General features: G+C 47.4%; 13 protein-coding genes. 6 read left to right on the top strand and 7 right to left on the bottom strand.

Going from position 1 to position 14,434, the window contains the following annotated elements; all coding sequences use genetic code 11:
• The first annotated feature begins 162 nt into the window (after positions 1–162).
• Positions 163–1,062, top strand: coding sequence for an ATP-dependent sacrificial sulfur transferase LarE (gene larE, locus PSE7367_RS03755; protein ID WP_015164035.1), 900 nt, complete (start codon positions 163–165; stop codon positions 1,060–1,062).
• Between the two features lie 21 nt (positions 1,063–1,083).
• On the opposite strand, the gene PSE7367_RS03750 is transcribed toward larE, so the two are convergent.
• Both PSE7367_RS03750 and PSE7367_RS03745 read right to left on the bottom strand, forming a co-directional pair.
• A complete protein-coding gene (locus PSE7367_RS03750; RefSeq protein ID WP_015164034.1) occupies positions 1,084–3,036 on the bottom strand; it encodes an FAD-dependent oxidoreductase in 1,953 nt (650 codons plus the stop codon).
• Positions 3,037–3,147: 111 nt separating this feature from the next.
• Positions 3,148–3,975 (bottom strand): hypothetical protein, encoded by an 828-nt coding sequence (locus tag PSE7367_RS03745; RefSeq protein WP_156800334.1) that lies wholly within the window; start codon positions 3,973–3,975, stop codon positions 3,148–3,150.
• 185 nt (positions 3,976–4,160) lie between these two features.
• Here PSE7367_RS03745 and hisF point away from each other — a divergent pair, with 185 nt between their 5' ends.
• The gene (gene hisF, locus PSE7367_RS03740; protein ID WP_015164032.1) at positions 4,161–4,949 is read left to right on the top strand and encodes an imidazole glycerol phosphate synthase subunit HisF; all 789 of its coding nucleotides are present in this window, start codon (positions 4,161–4,163) and stop codon (positions 4,947–4,949) included.
• Positions 4,950–5,068: 119 nt separating this feature from the next.
• On the opposite strand, the gene PSE7367_RS03735 is transcribed toward hisF, so the two are convergent.
• Both PSE7367_RS03735 and PSE7367_RS03730 read right to left on the bottom strand, forming a co-directional pair.
• Positions 5,069–5,767: a J domain-containing protein gene (locus tag PSE7367_RS03735; RefSeq protein ID WP_015164031.1), complete on the bottom strand. Its 699-nt coding sequence runs from the start codon at positions 5,765–5,767 to the stop codon at positions 5,069–5,071.
• A gap of 185 nt (positions 5,768–5,952) precedes the next feature.
• Positions 5,953–6,666 carry a hypothetical protein gene (locus PSE7367_RS03730; RefSeq protein WP_015164030.1) on the bottom strand — a complete coding sequence of 238 codons (714 nt, stop codon included), beginning with the start codon at positions 6,664–6,666 and terminating at the stop codon, positions 5,953–5,955.
• Between the two features lie 278 nt (positions 6,667–6,944).
• Here PSE7367_RS03730 and PSE7367_RS03725 point away from each other — a divergent pair, with 278 nt between their 5' ends.
• Positions 6,945–7,454 carry an inorganic diphosphatase gene (locus tag PSE7367_RS03725; RefSeq protein ID WP_015164029.1) on the top strand — a complete coding sequence of 170 codons (510 nt, stop codon included), beginning with the start codon at positions 6,945–6,947 and terminating at the stop codon, positions 7,452–7,454.
• An 848-nt stretch (positions 7,455–8,302) separates the two neighbouring features.
• Entirely contained in the window at positions 8,303–9,115 is an 813-nt protein-coding gene (locus tag PSE7367_RS03720; protein WP_015164028.1) for an alpha/beta fold hydrolase, read from the top strand.
• 234 nt (positions 9,116–9,349) lie between these two features.
• On the opposite strand, the gene PSE7367_RS03710 is transcribed toward PSE7367_RS03720, so the two are convergent.
• Positions 9,350–10,093: an SDR family NAD(P)-dependent oxidoreductase gene (locus tag PSE7367_RS03710; RefSeq protein ID WP_015164026.1), complete on the bottom strand. Its 744-nt coding sequence runs from the start codon at positions 10,091–10,093 to the stop codon at positions 9,350–9,352.
• Positions 10,094–10,627: 534 nt separating this feature from the next.
• On the opposite strand from PSE7367_RS03710, the gene PSE7367_RS03705 reads away from it, so the two are divergent.
• Positions 10,628–11,158 carry a hypothetical protein gene (locus PSE7367_RS03705; RefSeq protein ID WP_015164025.1) on the top strand — a complete coding sequence of 177 codons (531 nt, stop codon included), beginning with the start codon at positions 10,628–10,630 and terminating at the stop codon, positions 11,156–11,158.
• A gap of 310 nt (positions 11,159–11,468) precedes the next feature.
• On the opposite strand, the gene PSE7367_RS03700 is transcribed toward PSE7367_RS03705, so the two are convergent.
• Positions 11,469–12,251 carry an anti-sigma factor gene (locus tag PSE7367_RS03700; protein ID WP_015164024.1) on the bottom strand — a complete coding sequence of 261 codons (783 nt, stop codon included), beginning with the start codon at positions 12,249–12,251 and terminating at the stop codon, positions 11,469–11,471.
• Positions 12,252–12,254: 3 nt separating this feature from the next.
• Positions 12,255–12,812 carry a sigma-70 family RNA polymerase sigma factor gene (locus PSE7367_RS03695; RefSeq protein ID WP_015164023.1) on the bottom strand — a complete coding sequence of 186 codons (558 nt, stop codon included), beginning with the start codon at positions 12,810–12,812 and terminating at the stop codon, positions 12,255–12,257.
• 920 nt (positions 12,813–13,732) lie between these two features.
• Here PSE7367_RS03695 and PSE7367_RS23130 point away from each other — a divergent pair.
• Positions 13,733–14,404 (top strand): YHS domain-containing (seleno)protein, encoded by a 672-nt coding sequence (locus tag PSE7367_RS23130; RefSeq protein WP_015164022.1) that lies wholly within the window; start codon positions 13,733–13,735, stop codon positions 14,402–14,404.
• Positions 14,405–14,434 lie beyond the last annotated feature (30 nt).

The raw sequence follows: 14,434 nt of genomic DNA, 5'->3' as shown, positions 1-14,434 counted from the left end.
CATCTGATCGGCTGTTAAAGCGGTTAGGAATTAGCTTAAAACAAAATACAAATTCTCTCATACTCATATTTACAGTCCTTCTTATGCTAGTAATGGTGATGGTGGCACTGGTGTTAATGTCTAAATTAGTGGCATAACGAGAAACAATGGGATTGGCATAGGATGAATAATTTAACTAGTAGTGCTAGTAGCGTTGACCTTACCGCAAAAATTGATCTAGAGCCCCAACTGGCACAAAAGCTAGTCAAGCTCAAGGATATTTTTGCGCAGGCACAGCGGGTGTTGATTGCCTATTCTGGTGGGATCGATAGTACCCTGGTGGCCAAGATCGCCCATGACGTTTTGGCGGAGAATGCCCTGGCGGTGACCGCTGAATCGCCTTCGTTATTGCCTGCCGATCTCGAAGATGCCAAGATCCAAGCCCAGGCGATCGGCATTACCCACAAAATTGTTCAAACCGCTGAACTGGATAATCCCGAATATGCTGCTAATCCAATCAATCGCTGCTATTTTTGCAAGAGCGAATTACACGAGACGCTGCGACCGCTGGCAAATTCCCTTGGTTATGACTATGTGATCGATGGGGTGAATGCTGATGATCTCAAGGATTATCGCCCTGGCATCCAGGCAGCCAAAGAAAGGGGAGCGCGATCGCCCCTGGCAGAGGTGGGCATCAGCAAGCTGGAAGTCCGCATGTTATCGCGGTATCTGGGTTTGCCCTGGTGGGATAAACCTTCACAACCCTGCTTGAGTTCGCGGTTTCCCTATGGCGAAGCAATCACTAAAGAAAAACTAGAGCGGGTAGGCAAGGCGGAATTTTTTTTGCGGAATCTATTGCGCGATCGCCTTCAAGATACTGACTGGAAAGGTGACTTGCGGGTAAGGTCGATCGCTGACATGGCCAAAATTGAACTACCGCGATCGCAAATTAGCGCATTTATCGATCGGGTCGATCTGGTTGCCCTAACCGAACAATTTAAATGCTTTGGTTTTCTGGATATTACCCTGGATCTCGAAGGCTTCCGCAGTGGCAAGCTCAATGATGTGTTAAAGCAAAAGTAATTGCTACTAATTATTACTCTGCTACCATTCCAAACGAATCCCCTGCGATCGCAACTCACTGTGCAAACTGCCAATTAAAGCCCGATCGAGGATGCCCTGGGGAGTCAGAGTAGAATCATTTTGCTTAACTAACCAGGCCGCCGTCGTACCAGCCGCCGCCCCCACCGCCCATTCACCCACATGCACCCTGGTGGAGGCATTGACAATATGACTAACCGCGATCGCCTTGCCGCCAATTAGCAAATTATCTAGTTGTTGTGGGATTAAGCTTTCTAGGGGAATATAAATCGGCGTGACAAAGTTCTCGGTGGCGGGGGCAGAGCTGGCTGATTTGGATGGATGCCAATTACGGTAGCGGCAACCATGAATATCGATCGCATAGTGAGTAATACCAATCAGGGTATCGCTAAAATCACGGCCACTCATATCAACCCGAATATCCTGCTCGCGGATCATGAAACTATCCTGGCCATAGGCCGATCGCCCCAGGATCCGTCTCCCTTCTCGAATATAGGGATATAAACTCAAGCCCGATTGCGTAGGGATCGGCATTCCTGCCCCAGCTAAATGTTGCAGTGGCATATCCTCGCTGGCGTAGGTTTCAATCAGCCACTCAGAAAAGAGTAAGGCATGATTTTCAGCTTGCTTTAGCGCTTGCAAATTCAATCCCCCCAGCCAATTATGCTGTTGGCCAGAGGTTTTAATCTCAGCAGAGGTCATAATCAGAGCCGGATTCATGATCCCCCAATCGTTGCCATTGTTCCAATTCACGATCGTCATGTCGCCCGATCGCGGCGTGGCCGTAAAGGGGTTATCGTTATTCACGCTCAAGGCGCGGCGATAGTTAAAAAAGCTCTGCCCTGAATACATGGGATGGCTACCCAGGTCATAATCGCGGCGATGTTCTGCTCTGGTAATCCCTGGCTTAACCTGCTTGAGCTTTTGCAAAGATTTGCCGCCATCATCGGCGATCGCCAAAATAAATGGGAACGTAAACGCCTGGGTGCATTCAGGATTATCCGCGATCGCATTAACTTCACCAGTGGTCTCTGGTGCTTCCGAACCAACCCGATAGGGCAAATTCGCCCAACCAATTAGCTCGCCTGTATCAGTGGCATCGATCACCAGCATTTGTTTTCCAGGGGGCGGCTGAAGCCGGATCGGTTGCTTGGCATAGAGAGTGTCTTCGCTCCAGCTATACCAGGCCGTAATCTCCCGCGATAGCTTGCCCTTGGGTAAATAATCAGGATCTTTAGCGCTCCGCCTGACCGCATGGATTGCGTCGATCGTATTCCCAGCCTGATTAAAACTTGCGCCTTTAAAAGCAATCTCAGTGCCCCAGCGGCTTTGGGGTGAATTAGTGGTGGCCTCTTTTAGTAAAGCTGCTGCTGCCATTGCCCCCGCATTGGGTAAAAAGCAAAGATCGCCAACCCAGCAACTATTCACGTCGGCAACTTTGATGGGTGGATCGCTACTTAAATTGTTAAATTCTTGAGCCGGAAAACCACTGGGCAAGGCATCCTGGCTAGCGATCAATTGCTTGAGGTGTTGCCAGCTATCACTAAAATTCTGCCGATCGCGCATGGTAAGCGACTCATCGATCGCACTGACCCCCTGGGCGCTAATCTGGCCACCCAGCATCGGCGTTAACTCAATCAGGCAAGTTACCGCTCCCGCTTGCATAGCATGATAGGCGGCGGCGATCCCACCGAGGGAACCACCCACGATCGCCACTTCGCATTCCCACACCTCTGCATCTGCTGGGGGTGGTGGGTTTAGTAATGGCAATCCACTGGGATGCCACAGCGCTACGGGGGCTACTGGTGTATTTTCAGGATTGGGTTGATCGCTCGAATTATTAATAGCATCATCAGGGCGATTACTCAGTTGAGCATCCTGTTGCCAGATGCCAGTTAGATTCGGGAAAGTCCAGGCGATCGCCCCCAGAGCAAATGGTATGACAATGAGCATCATCAAAACCGAAAGACAAGACGATCGATTCCTACGCCTGGGCTTTGGTCTTACTCTTGTTCTTGATCTTGATTTTGGTCTCCTCATGCCACCATTTAACAATTAATTTGCAGCTTAATTCTGGCGCAATCGATAGGGAATAAATAGCAAGTTACGATTGAGCGTAAAAATTTGCTCAGGGATCTCTTCCGGCGCTTCCGGCTTGAGGCCAATGTTATAAACATTTTGATCGACGGGCACCTGCCAGAAAATAATTTTGCCATTCACCCGATCGCCATTGGTGCGAAACAGCCCCCGATCGATCGCTACTTCTGCCTCTAGTTGATAGATCGCACCGCGATAGCCGATTTGCGGCGGCAGGCCAACGGTAGCTGTAAGTCTTTGCCTTACATCTGGCTGGGCAAACAGTTGCGAGAGCGATCGCGCCCAGCTATTGGCCAGATCCAGCACCGAAGTAGCATTATGCACCTGCACATCTGTTTCTGTTACTTCGATCAGGGTTTGTCCCTGTAAGCGGATCGCTGCGGCTTTGACAATTTTTGTTTTGGCGGCTGGCTCACTCCCCGCACTACTGCTGGAAGCTGCCACCTCTTCCACCTGAGTGGGTTGAACATCAACCTGCCAGGCTTGATTAGGATTAAGCTGCACCACAATTTTTTCTAGACGCTGATCCAGTTGGTTGATTTTACGGTTGGCGATCGCGTCTTCGTAGGCAAAAGAGATCACTGGTTTCCCCGCAATTCGCCAGGTGGTAGCGGCCTCGGCGATCGCCGTAGTAAGCGGCATAATTTGCAAGCAGATTGATAGAATAAAGATTCTTAGCCAATAGTGCCAACCATGAGGCGATCGGCTGGGAGTTTCATTATTATTTCTAGTTCTTTGGCCAAAAGCGCAACCTGGGAAGCCTGATGATCGAGATGGTTGAGATGCGAATTTATGCATTAATTCTGTCTTGTTCTCTCTACTTGAACCCATTTGTTAGCCTCTTTAGACTGTTCAGGCATATTGATCGATTTGCTCGATGATTGACCGCTAAATGTCTGGTATGGTTCCAGGCTGAGTTGTAGGCAAGATTAGCCCTAAAACCATGATTAGTCCAGTTAATACCATAAAAACAAACTATACCTATGTTAGCGAAGCGGATTTTACCCTGTCTGGATGTCAAAGCTGGTCGGGTGGTGAAGGGAATTAATTTTGTCAATCTCAAGGATGCTGGCGATCCGGTGGAGCTAGCTCAGGCTTATAACCTGGCGGGAGCGGATGAGCTGGTTTTTCTGGATATTACCGCCACCCATGAAGATCGCAATATTATTCTTGATGTGGTCTATCGCACTGCCGAACAGGTGTTTATCCCACTCACGGTCGGCGGCGGCGTGCGGAATGTGGAAATGATTCGCAACTTGCTACGGGCGGGTGCTGACAAGGTGAGTATGAATTCCGCTGCGGTCAGGAATCCGGATTTAATTAACCAGGGTAGCGATCGCTTTGGCGCACAATGTATTGTGGTGGCGATCGATGCCAGACGGCGAGAAGACCCAAATAACCCTGGTTGGGATGTGTATGTGCGCGGTGGCCGTGAGAATACGGGGCTGGATGCGATCGCCTGGGCGGAGGAAGTGGTAAAACGCGGTGCTGGAGAAATTTTACTCACCAGTATGGATGCGGATGGGACTCAGGCTGGCTATGACCTGGATTTGACCCGGCAAATTGCCGATCGGGTCGGCGTGCCAGTAATCGCCTCAGGTGGTGCAGGCACTTGCGCCCACATCCATGAAGCCCTAACCGAGGGCAAAGCAGAAGCAGCCTTGTTGGCATCATTGCTGCATTACGGCCAATTGTCGATCGCCGAGATCAAAGAATATTTAATCTCCCAGCAAGTACCCACTCGCCATGTGGCGCACAATGGGTTTGGTTAATTTCTATTTCTTCTATAGCGGATGCAGAGTGGGTTAGGAAAATGTATATGTTTTTTGGCATCCTGTAGTCATAATCCTAAGCATTTCATGTCCTAATTTATCTCCTCGCTTGCGATAACTTAAATTAAACTTTGGACTGATTCCTGGGCATATTCGCGCATCTCGTGGGCGATCCGCCATAGCTCCTGGCCAGTGTGTAGGTGCTGATAATCATAATTGAGGGTGAAGTAATTCAACTCTTCGATCCCATCCCCCAATTGATTCAAACAGTGATAAAGATATTCGGCTGCCCCTGCTGCGGTTGCCGGATTAGGTGTATTCCTAAACAGAATTTGGGCTTTGGCAAACGAACCGCGACATTCCTCCAGGTATTCCTCAAAATCACCCATTAGCTCATCATCGTAAGGGTCGGCGGCCAGTTCCTCCATCTGTTCTTCTAGTGAATCCAGGATATTGTTGACCACATTCATGATCGGCTTATAGGCATGTTTGAGCCATAGTTCTAATTTTTGGTCTTGATCGACATAAACGCTGGATTTAGCCGATCGCCCCTTGGGGGCATAACCAGCCTGAACCCGCCGCCGACTGGTGGCAAGGCCAATACTGCGATCGTAAAATTCACGGCTCTGGGGATTGCTCAGCACCTCATAGGCGTTGTTGATCGCGGCAATGCGATCGTGGTTATCCAGTTCCTGATTAGAATCGGGATGGAACTGCTTGGCCAAGCTCCGATAGGCACTCTTAATCGTCGATTGACAGGCAAGAAAGTCAATGCCAAGGGTGCTGTAATGGTTAGATTGCTGACCTACGTGCGGCATAGAGGAATAAATTTCTGGCTAACACTGGCTGAGCCTTTTTTTAGTATATGCAATCAATATTCAATCGATATTCACGCGAATAATTAGTTTCACGGCTTCAGCCTGATCCCATAGTAGGGGTAGCTTAAATTGGGTGCAAGATCCTGGCAGAAGAAACTGAACTCAAGTAGAGCGAGATTTTGAGCTTACATCTGGAAAGTATTCACGAGCATCCCCAAGCCAACCAGCACAAACACCAAGCCCAATAAAGCAAATCCAGCAACTTCCAAATAGAAAGCGCTCTTAGGCCGATCGGACATTAGCTTGGGTAATAATTTGCGAAATAATTTGCGATCATGGCGATCGTCTAATTGGGGCATATTAACTACCTCACCCCACACATAAATTTCTTGATTCGGCACAAGTAAACGCTCCTCGACCGTAATTGCTCGCCTGAACATCATCATCTTGGGATTGATGTCCAAATCCGCCAGAATCCGATCGGCGCGCTCGTCTTTAAAACCTCTGAATGCCCCCTGACGAGACTGAAAATGGGGTTTGCCCTTAAGCTGAACGTTGTCTGGAATCACTTCAATATGTCCAGAACCATCAGAGAGCATAAACGGTTGCTCGGAAAACTGATTATGAAGCACGATCGTCTTGGTGCTTTTGCCCCTGCGCACAACTTCCACCACGGAATCCAGCCAGAATAGGCAATCGGCTTGGGTAAATGGACTGTTTAAGCTCGATTCTGCTGAGATGTTACCATTGAGGGCAATATTTTTACCGATCGTGGCCTCGTAGATTTTGCCAGGAGGGCAATCCATAAAAACTTTCATCTTGCGATAGGCAGCATAGATCAAGCCGCTGCCAACCAGCAAAACGATCGTGCCAACCAGGCCAAATACTAGTTTTTCCATTTTGGTTAATTATATTTTTGAGCTGTCATTGCAATATGGTTGCTCAGACATTACCCAATTTTGAAACGCACCCAAATAGACTGTAGAGCCACTTAAGTATGCAAGCTGCCTAAAACAAATATTAAGCCAAACAGAAGTGATCCCAAAATTTCAAAATTGATGTTACCTAACAACCTATACTTAGTAAGAACCACAACCAGGCTATTCATGGCCGTGGTTAGTGTAGTTAATAAAACTTCGCACTTTAGATCTTAATTTAGGAGTATTTAAACTTAGGTATGGATTTGTCCTTGATTGCACCACAGCCCAAGCCAGGCATCCTCAACGTATTGATCGAAATCCCCGGCGGCAGCAAAAACAAATACGAGTTTGACAAAGATCTCAACGCCTTTGCCCTCGATCGCGTGCTTTATTCGTCGGTGCAATACCCCTATGATTATGGGTTTGTGCCCAACACCCTTGCCGATGATGGCGATCCCCTCGATGGCATGGTAATTATGGATCAACCGACTTTCCCTGGTTGCGTGATTGCCGCTCGCCCGTTGGGCATGTTGATTATGATTGATGGTGGCGATCGGGATGAAAAGATCCTCTGCGTGCCGGCCAAAGATCCCCGCTATGCCGAAGTAACTGGCCTGAAGGATATTGCTTCCCACCGTCTCGAAGAAATTGCCGAGTTCTTCCGTTCTTACAAGAATCTGGAGAAAAAAGAAACCGAAATTAGAGGTTGGGAAGGCTTGGATGCGGTGAATGCATTGGTAGCAAAGTCGATCGCGGCAGCCAAGTAGTCTATCTACCAAAAAACTAGCGATCGGTAATTGCCCAACCCCCAATTACCCTTAGCCCCAAGATCGAATATGCATTAAACAGGCATTGAATATGTGCTGAATATTGATCGAATATTTAGCTGGAACCAGTCACTCGCCGATCGTTGCAGTGGCTGGTTTGTTATTTGCCAAGGTTTTATATTTTGATCGCTCCATCACTTGCCATCTTCAATAAGGCTCTTCTAAAGTCCGGCTGCTGCTCGCTGCTTCAAGGGATATTCATATACTTCAATACCCATTACATCAGCCTGGCCTCTCCCCCTTCAATCGCAATCAGCCAAGCAAAAACAGGCGATCGCCACATAAGCTTCGCCTGAATAGAAATCAAGAGAGGAACACATAAAACCCCAATGTCGCATTGGTAGGTAGTTGTTTTTAATATGTCCATTTGTAATTTACACTTATCAGTAATGAATGTCAATTAATCAATTATAAAGTTCGATTGATTGAGCGGCCTCTGGTAGATGGGCTATGGCTTGCAGATAGATATCTTGGGCTTTGGGGCAAGATCCTGACTGACCTGACGCGATCGACATCAACCTCTAAGGCTGGAGTTAAATAAATTGCCTTCAGCTCAGGGCAAGCAATAAATCTTAGCTAAGTGGCAATAGTCTTCGGAGTATAGCTTTCTGCCTATATCTATGCCCGCATTTTACATGTTATGGCTAGCTACTTATTGATAACTATTGTCAACTACCCTGTGATCGCTTAGACTAATCGATAAATAATAATCATTTGCAATAAGCATTAGCTATTTATCGCCAGTCCTTTTGACCAATAAAGACCAATAAACCAGGAAACAAGATTTGATGAACTTAGCCCCTGAAGTGCTCTATCTCAACACCAGCAAAGCGCTGCGTCGTTTCGATCGCCCCTTGCAAAACTATCTGGCCAAGCAAAAACGGGTCGCGCGATGGGATTTTAGCCTGGAGCCAGATGAGCCCAACTCGATCGATACTGCCCTAACGCTTTTACATGAATATATAGTCCAACATAATCAGCCGATCCATTTAGTGGGGCATGGCATCAATGGCTTGCTGGGGCTAATATATGCCCGCCATTATCCCGAATTGGTTAAATCATTGACGCTCCTGGCAGTAGGGGTGAATCCGGCTCAGGATTGGAAATTTCAATATTATGTGGCGCGGAATCTTTTGCCCTATAGCCGTGAGATGGTTCTGGCGCAAATGGTACATCGCTTGTTTGGCTGCACCGATCGCCAGATGTTGAAGGGGCTAATTGAAATTTTGGCCAGGGATATCGACGATTCCCTGTCGCTTCACTCCCTTGTCCAGCAAACCTATATTGAGCCTGCTAGCGTGACTGTGCCATTGTTGGTTTGTGGTAGCCGCGATGATCTGATTGTGGATAGCGATGCCCTGCATGGGTGGTTGCAGTATTTCAAGGAGGGCGATCGCCTGTGGGAATGTGCCAAGGGGCAGCATTTTTTCCATTACTTTGAGCCACAGTTGGTGGGTAGGCAGCTTATTTTGTTCTGGCGGACGTTAATGAATTGCACCGATCGCCGATCGCCACTACAGGCCGAGATTGCCACTAGCAATGATATCAACAAGGCTAAGCAGCTTGAAGCCAACCCACTCAAGGTTTCTAAAGCGTTGTAATCAAAGTCTTTTAATTATGGATAAGCACCAAAATTATCAACATGATCGATCGCCTCATCCTTACCCCCATGCTCAATGCTCACAAGCCTTATCAAAAATTATGACTATGCGTATTACCGATGGCCTGTTGTTATTATTCTTTAGCCTCATGATCGCTATCATTACTGGTGTGGTCACGCCAATTTCTGTGCCGCTGTTGTAGAACCAAGTAGAGCCAAGTAGAACTAATTTGATTTAGAACTTTTCCGTAGCTGGCCGCAAATCTATTTCCAACGTCCAGGCAGTGGGGGGCTGTTGATAAATTTGCCAATAAGCATCAGCGATCGCCGCAGGATCTAGAAGTGTAGCTGGATCTCGATCGCCCACCATCTCCCTCACTCTGGCGGTGTTGATCATGCCATCAATAATAATATGCGCCACATGAATGCCCTGGCTCCCAAACTCCCGCGCCAGCGATTGCGCTAATGCCCGCAGGCCAAACTTACCCACCGCCAGGCTGGCAAACTTGGCTCCACCGCGCAGTGCCGCAGTTGCCCCCGTAAACAAAATTGAGCCGCTGCCTTTTTCTAGCATTTCTGGTAAAACTTGCTGCACAGCCAGGAAAGCGCCAAAGCAGTTAACTCGCCAACTTTGCTCAAACATGGCTGGCTCTAGCTCCAAAATGCCCTTCATCGCAAAAGCTCCGGCATTATAGATCAACACCTCTGGCGCGCCTAATTCAGTTTTGATCCGATCGCTGATCGCCACTACTGCATCCGGGTCGGTTATGTCGGCAGCAAAGGGAACTGCAATACCACCATCATGATTGATTTCAGTTTTGAGATCGCTTAACTTCTCAGCATCTCTGGCGATGATCGCCACCGCAAAACCGCCCAGGGCAAACTTTTTAGCGATCGCTGCCCCCAAGCCAGGGCCAACCCCCACTACCATTGCTACTTTCGCTACTTGCGCTACTTTTGCTCTAGCGGCTGCGCTCATATCAAATCATTCCTTAAATTAATCGCTTTAATCTTGCTTGAATTAGAGTTTTTGTAAAAGTCCAATCTTGAAATGCGGTAATCATTATCTCAGTGGCTATATGAGCATTTGGTAAGCAGCTAAATCACTATTTCGGTCAGTTGATCAGACCGCCTGAGAGTTGGCACGTCCCAGGTTGGCGATCAAGAATCCTGCACAGATCGCCTTGATCATAGCAAGTTGAGGTGAGTTAAAAATTAGTTGGCAAGGTTTGCACGATTAACACCATTAGCAACTAAGCATATTTGCCTAATTCGAGCAGGTGGATCTGGTTAAACTTTGGAACTGCCAGGGAACCAGGCCAGTCAAAAGGGGTGTACTAACCAAACACATATGCAAAACAGGTTAGTACGGCGATCGATTCAAAAATGCAGTAACGAGACGGGATCTGTTGCATAGCCCAGATTTACCGCTTGGATCAACAACTGCCCAGAATCGCGCCAGGATTCAAACCACACCAATCAATTAGATTCAATCAGAATCAGGAGTAATCCTATGAAAACCTCACACCAAATTTTGACCTCCTTAGCGATCGCTACTGTTTCCGCCGTTTCTGCCCTCGGCTTTGCTAATCCAGCTAGTGCAAATGAATTCGGCAGGGCTGGCGATCTGACCCCCGGTAGCTATTTAGGAGCAGGTGCTTCACTGACCACTGACAAGGGGAATCCTGATGATAATTTAGGGGCAAACATTTCCGGTCGCTATAAGTTTGAAGATGCACCAGTTTCGTTGCGTACTTCGGTTTTGTTCGGTAATGGTGGTACTGCGGTTGTACCGACTATTTCCTATGACCTACCGGTAGGCGATCGCACTAACCTGTTTGTGGGTGCGGGTGGCTCGTTTGTAGTAGATGACAATAGTACCCTGCTGGGCGATCGCAATGCCTATGTGGTGCAGCCAGGGGTAGAAGTTAGTTTAAATGAAAATGTATTGCTCTATAGTAATGCGATCGTGGCGATCGATAGCTTTGAGAGTGGTGCTGGCACTACTGCTTCCTTCCAGGGTGGGGTCGGATTCCAATTCTAATTGTTGATCAAACAACCCTGAAATAGTAATTAAATCGCCCATGCTGGTAGAGCGCGGGCGACTTTCTCGAATAACTCGAATAATTAGATGTATTGTATATTTTGATAACCTGATATGCCATTGCAGTGTAAATAATCCACGTTGGCAAATTATGCTCAATCGCAAATGAATACCAAACTTAGTAATGATCGTGGCAGACTGCTCCTTATGCTCAGAATGATCAGATCAGAACAGTCTATTAGTGAGAAACCTGGAAAATTAGACTTCCATTTATACTCTCAGTTTTAGCTCCAAACTGGATTTGAACAGACTAAACCGAGAGATCGCCCTTCATCACCATTTCTCCTGATGGTTTGAGCGTGCCTGCTTTCTCCACCGTCACTTCAACCAGTTGGGTATTGGTTAAAACGCGATCGAGGGGTACGGTCATAAACACCTTGCCATCTTGACCAGGGCGAAATTCTACACAATCGACCTTTTTACCATCCACATAGGCCCACATGCTATAGACCATCCCCGGTGGCAACTGCTCTAGATTTTGCACTGATAATACCGCGGCTTCCATGCCTGGCGTAATCACAAAGCTGCCCGTAGCACCTTCTAGATTCTTCATGCCTTGCAAAGCTAACAAACGATTGTCAGGCTGTCGCAACATGGCGATCGCCTTGTGGTATGCATCCAAATCCTGTTGGGCGATGGCTAATTTCCTTTGCAAACTCCAGCTATAACCACCTAAGCCAACTGCCACAATTGCGATCGCGGCGGCGATTAAGCGGCCAAATTTTGGCGATCGGTGCGGTTGAAAAACCCGCTCAACTTGTCCAATTTGCGGCAATGACGATGCAGCCTCCTGGGCAATATCAGCTTCCACCTGCGCCAATAAATTTGATTTCAAGCTTTCCGGTGGGGCAGCCTCCGGCAAGGCAAATGGCAACAGCGCCAAACTTTGCTCCAACGCCAAAATCTCGCGTTCTGCTTCGGGATGCTCGCTCAAATATTGCTTGACCTGAGCCTCCTCCTGGGGGTTCAGATCACCAAGCACATAACCAGCCAAAAGCTCTTGCCAATTTTGCGACTCTTGCAGGGATTCCATTTCCTATTCCACCAAATCTTTTAGTATATGTCTAAGTTTAATCAGCCCCTGACGGGCGCGAGTTTTCACAGTCCCTAGCGGAATATTCAGCGCGCGATTGATTTCCGATTGACTCATACCGTCATAGTAGGCCATCTCTAAAACCTGTCGCTGATTTTCTGGCAGTTGTTGGAGTGCCGATCGCACCAGTTTAGCAACCTCCGATAATGAAACTTGTTCCATAAGATTACCGGGACTAAACAAAGAATCACCACGTCCGAGTTTTTGCAAGAATTTTTGCTTGGTGCGTGATTTCCGAATCCGATCGATCGCTCTAGATCTAGTCAGAGTCATTAAAAACACACTCACCGAACCGCGATCGGGATCGTAATTATTTTTGCGCCAGAATGAGACAAAGATATCTTGGGTAAGATCTTCTGCCTCCGCTGGATTCCCCAAAATCCGCAACGCGAGACGATAGACAACAGTGCCGTAGCGATCGTAAAGAACACCAAGGGCTTTGTGATTGCCAGACTGGAGCGCCCGGAATAATTCCGTGTCTGATTTGGATGATAGATTCATAGCCCAGAGTCTTGCCTATGAGTGAGGATATATGGTTATAGTCGATCGCTGGCAGCTTACTTTATCAACGTTTATCGGTTTTTATTAGTGTTTATTTAGTGTTTATCGGCCGATCGGTTTGTGATCAAAATTGCAATATCAATATAAAGCAACAAAGATAAGATTAAAAATCTCTGCCGCCCTTGATTCAGTCTTTTGCCAAAACTGATCCAGCAAAGCAAGGAGTTAGCTCCTTTGCGATCGCCTGCAAGCTGTAGGCAAACAAACTGGTTATCCTTCAACACACCTAACTAGCCGCTTTTGATTTTAAGGGTTGCCAGCTTAACTATAGTTTTGCTCCATTTAATATACGTGGCTATGGATGAGATGGATCTAAGCAGAGCTTAAAAATTTTTTGGCATTTACTCAAGCTGCTCTAATCTTTGATCGCTAGATGTGAGGTAATTATTTTAGTTAATGGGCATCGCTAATGACTCAACCCTATGTACAGCGCTATGTACAGCCCTATGTATATGAATATTCTCAGCTCTTAACACCTTTGATCTACAGGGGAATAACAACTTTTTTAGCGATTTAGCAATCCAAAATGCGATCGCCACCGTAAAAATTACAAATCACCCAAATGGGCGACGCGGTTGAACAAGTAATTTTGGACTGCACCGATTTCCCGGTTAACTAAATGGCTTAACGCGCTCTTGGTTAAATTACCAATAGGTTGAACCATTGAACATTGTCAAGCAAACATCACAGACTCAAGCAATGTGTATGTTGCGATTGGGATAGGGCTTAATTTCAACCTCAATCATACCAAAAAGTAGAATTATTCAATTTTCGATCGCACAAACCGATTAGTTCTGACTCAATTCCAATCAATTCATTCGTAACTCAAGTAATTTATTAGTAGAGGGAAAATAATCTCCATGAAAGTTAAGTATTTTGCCACCACGATCTCCTCGATCGTCCTGTTGACTTTATTGGCTAGCTGTAGTCCTGGCACAACTACAGCACCTGATCCTGGCTCTCCCGCTACCACTACTGATGTTGCCGATCCCTGTGCCGCCAAAGATCCCTGTGCTGCCAAAGATCCCTGCGCTGCCAAAGATCCCTGCGCTGCCAAAGACCCCTGCGCCGCTAAAGACCCCTGCGCCGCTGATCCTTGCGCTGCTAAAGACCCTTGCGCTGGTGCCTCTAATCCATGTGCCGCAAAGAACTATGCTAACGCTGTGTTTGTTGACAATGGCGTAGCGATCCGTGGCATTGACCCGGTGGCCTACTTTACTGAGGGCGGCCCAGTAGAGGGAAGTGATGAATTTGCCTATGAATGGCAAGGGGCAATCTGGCATTTTTCTAGCGCCGAGAACCGCGATAAGTTTGCCAGTAACCCAGAAGAATTTGCGCCCCAATATGGTGGCTATTGCGCCTATGCGGTCAGCCAGGGAACCACTGCACCGATCGATCCTGATGCCTGGACAATTGTTGATGGCAAGCTCTACCTCAACGTGAGCAAGAAAATCCAGAAACGTTGGGAAAAAGACATCCCTGGTTACATCAGCCAGGCTGATGCCAACTGGCCTGGTGTGCTCGATAGCTAGTTCGATGGTTATGGCGATCTAAACTAAAGC

Origin of the sequence: Pseudanabaena sp. PCC 7367 (genome assembly GCF_000317065.1) — a bacterium.
Classification (GTDB): domain Bacteria; phylum Cyanobacteriota; class Cyanobacteriia; order Pseudanabaenales; family Pseudanabaenaceae; genus Thalassoporum; species Thalassoporum mexicanum.
The sequence above is the reverse complement of the archived record's forward strand: the minus strand, read 5'-3'. Positions and strand labels throughout refer to the sequence as shown.

What these genes read in the sequence shown, in the direction of transcription:
- hisF (WP_015164032.1), top strand. Translation starts at nt 4,161, where the DNA reads ATGTTAGCGAAGCGGATTTTACCCTGTCTGGATGTCAAAGCTGGTCGG.
- PSE7367_RS03705 (WP_015164025.1), top strand. Translation starts at nt 10,628, where the DNA reads ATGAAAACCTCACACCAAATTTTGACCTCCTTAGCGATCGCTACTGTT.
- PSE7367_RS03720 (WP_015164028.1), top strand. Translation starts at nt 8,303, where the DNA reads ATGAACTTAGCCCCTGAAGTGCTCTATCTCAACACCAGCAAAGCGCTG.
- PSE7367_RS03695 (WP_015164023.1), bottom strand. Translation starts at nt 12,812, where the DNA reads ATGAATCTATCATCCAAATCAGACACGGAATTATTCCGGGCGCTCCAG.
- PSE7367_RS03700 (WP_015164024.1), bottom strand. Translation starts at nt 12,251, where the DNA reads ATGGAATCCCTGCAAGAGTCGCAAAATTGGCAAGAGCTTTTGGCTGGT.
- PSE7367_RS03750 (WP_015164034.1), bottom strand. Translation starts at nt 3,036, where the DNA reads ATGATGCTCATTGTCATACCATTTGCTCTGGGGGCGATCGCCTGGACT.
- larE (WP_015164035.1), top strand. Translation starts at nt 163, where the DNA reads ATGAATAATTTAACTAGTAGTGCTAGTAGCGTTGACCTTACCGCAAAA.
- PSE7367_RS03710 (WP_015164026.1), bottom strand. Translation starts at nt 10,093, where the DNA reads ATGAGCGCAGCCGCTAGAGCAAAAGTAGCGCAAGTAGCGAAAGTAGCA.
- PSE7367_RS23130 (WP_015164022.1), top strand. Translation starts at nt 13,733, where the DNA reads ATGAAAGTTAAGTATTTTGCCACCACGATCTCCTCGATCGTCCTGTTG.
- PSE7367_RS03735 (WP_015164031.1), bottom strand. Translation starts at nt 5,767, where the DNA reads ATGCCGCACGTAGGTCAGCAATCTAACCATTACAGCACCCTTGGCATT.
- PSE7367_RS03725 (WP_015164029.1), top strand. Translation starts at nt 6,945, where the DNA reads ATGGATTTGTCCTTGATTGCACCACAGCCCAAGCCAGGCATCCTCAAC.
- PSE7367_RS03730 (WP_015164030.1), bottom strand. Translation starts at nt 6,666, where the DNA reads ATGGAAAAACTAGTATTTGGCCTGGTTGGCACGATCGTTTTGCTGGTT.
- PSE7367_RS03745 (WP_156800334.1), bottom strand. Translation starts at nt 3,975, where the DNA reads ATGCATAAATTCGCATCTCAACCATCTCGATCATCAGGCTTCCCAGGT.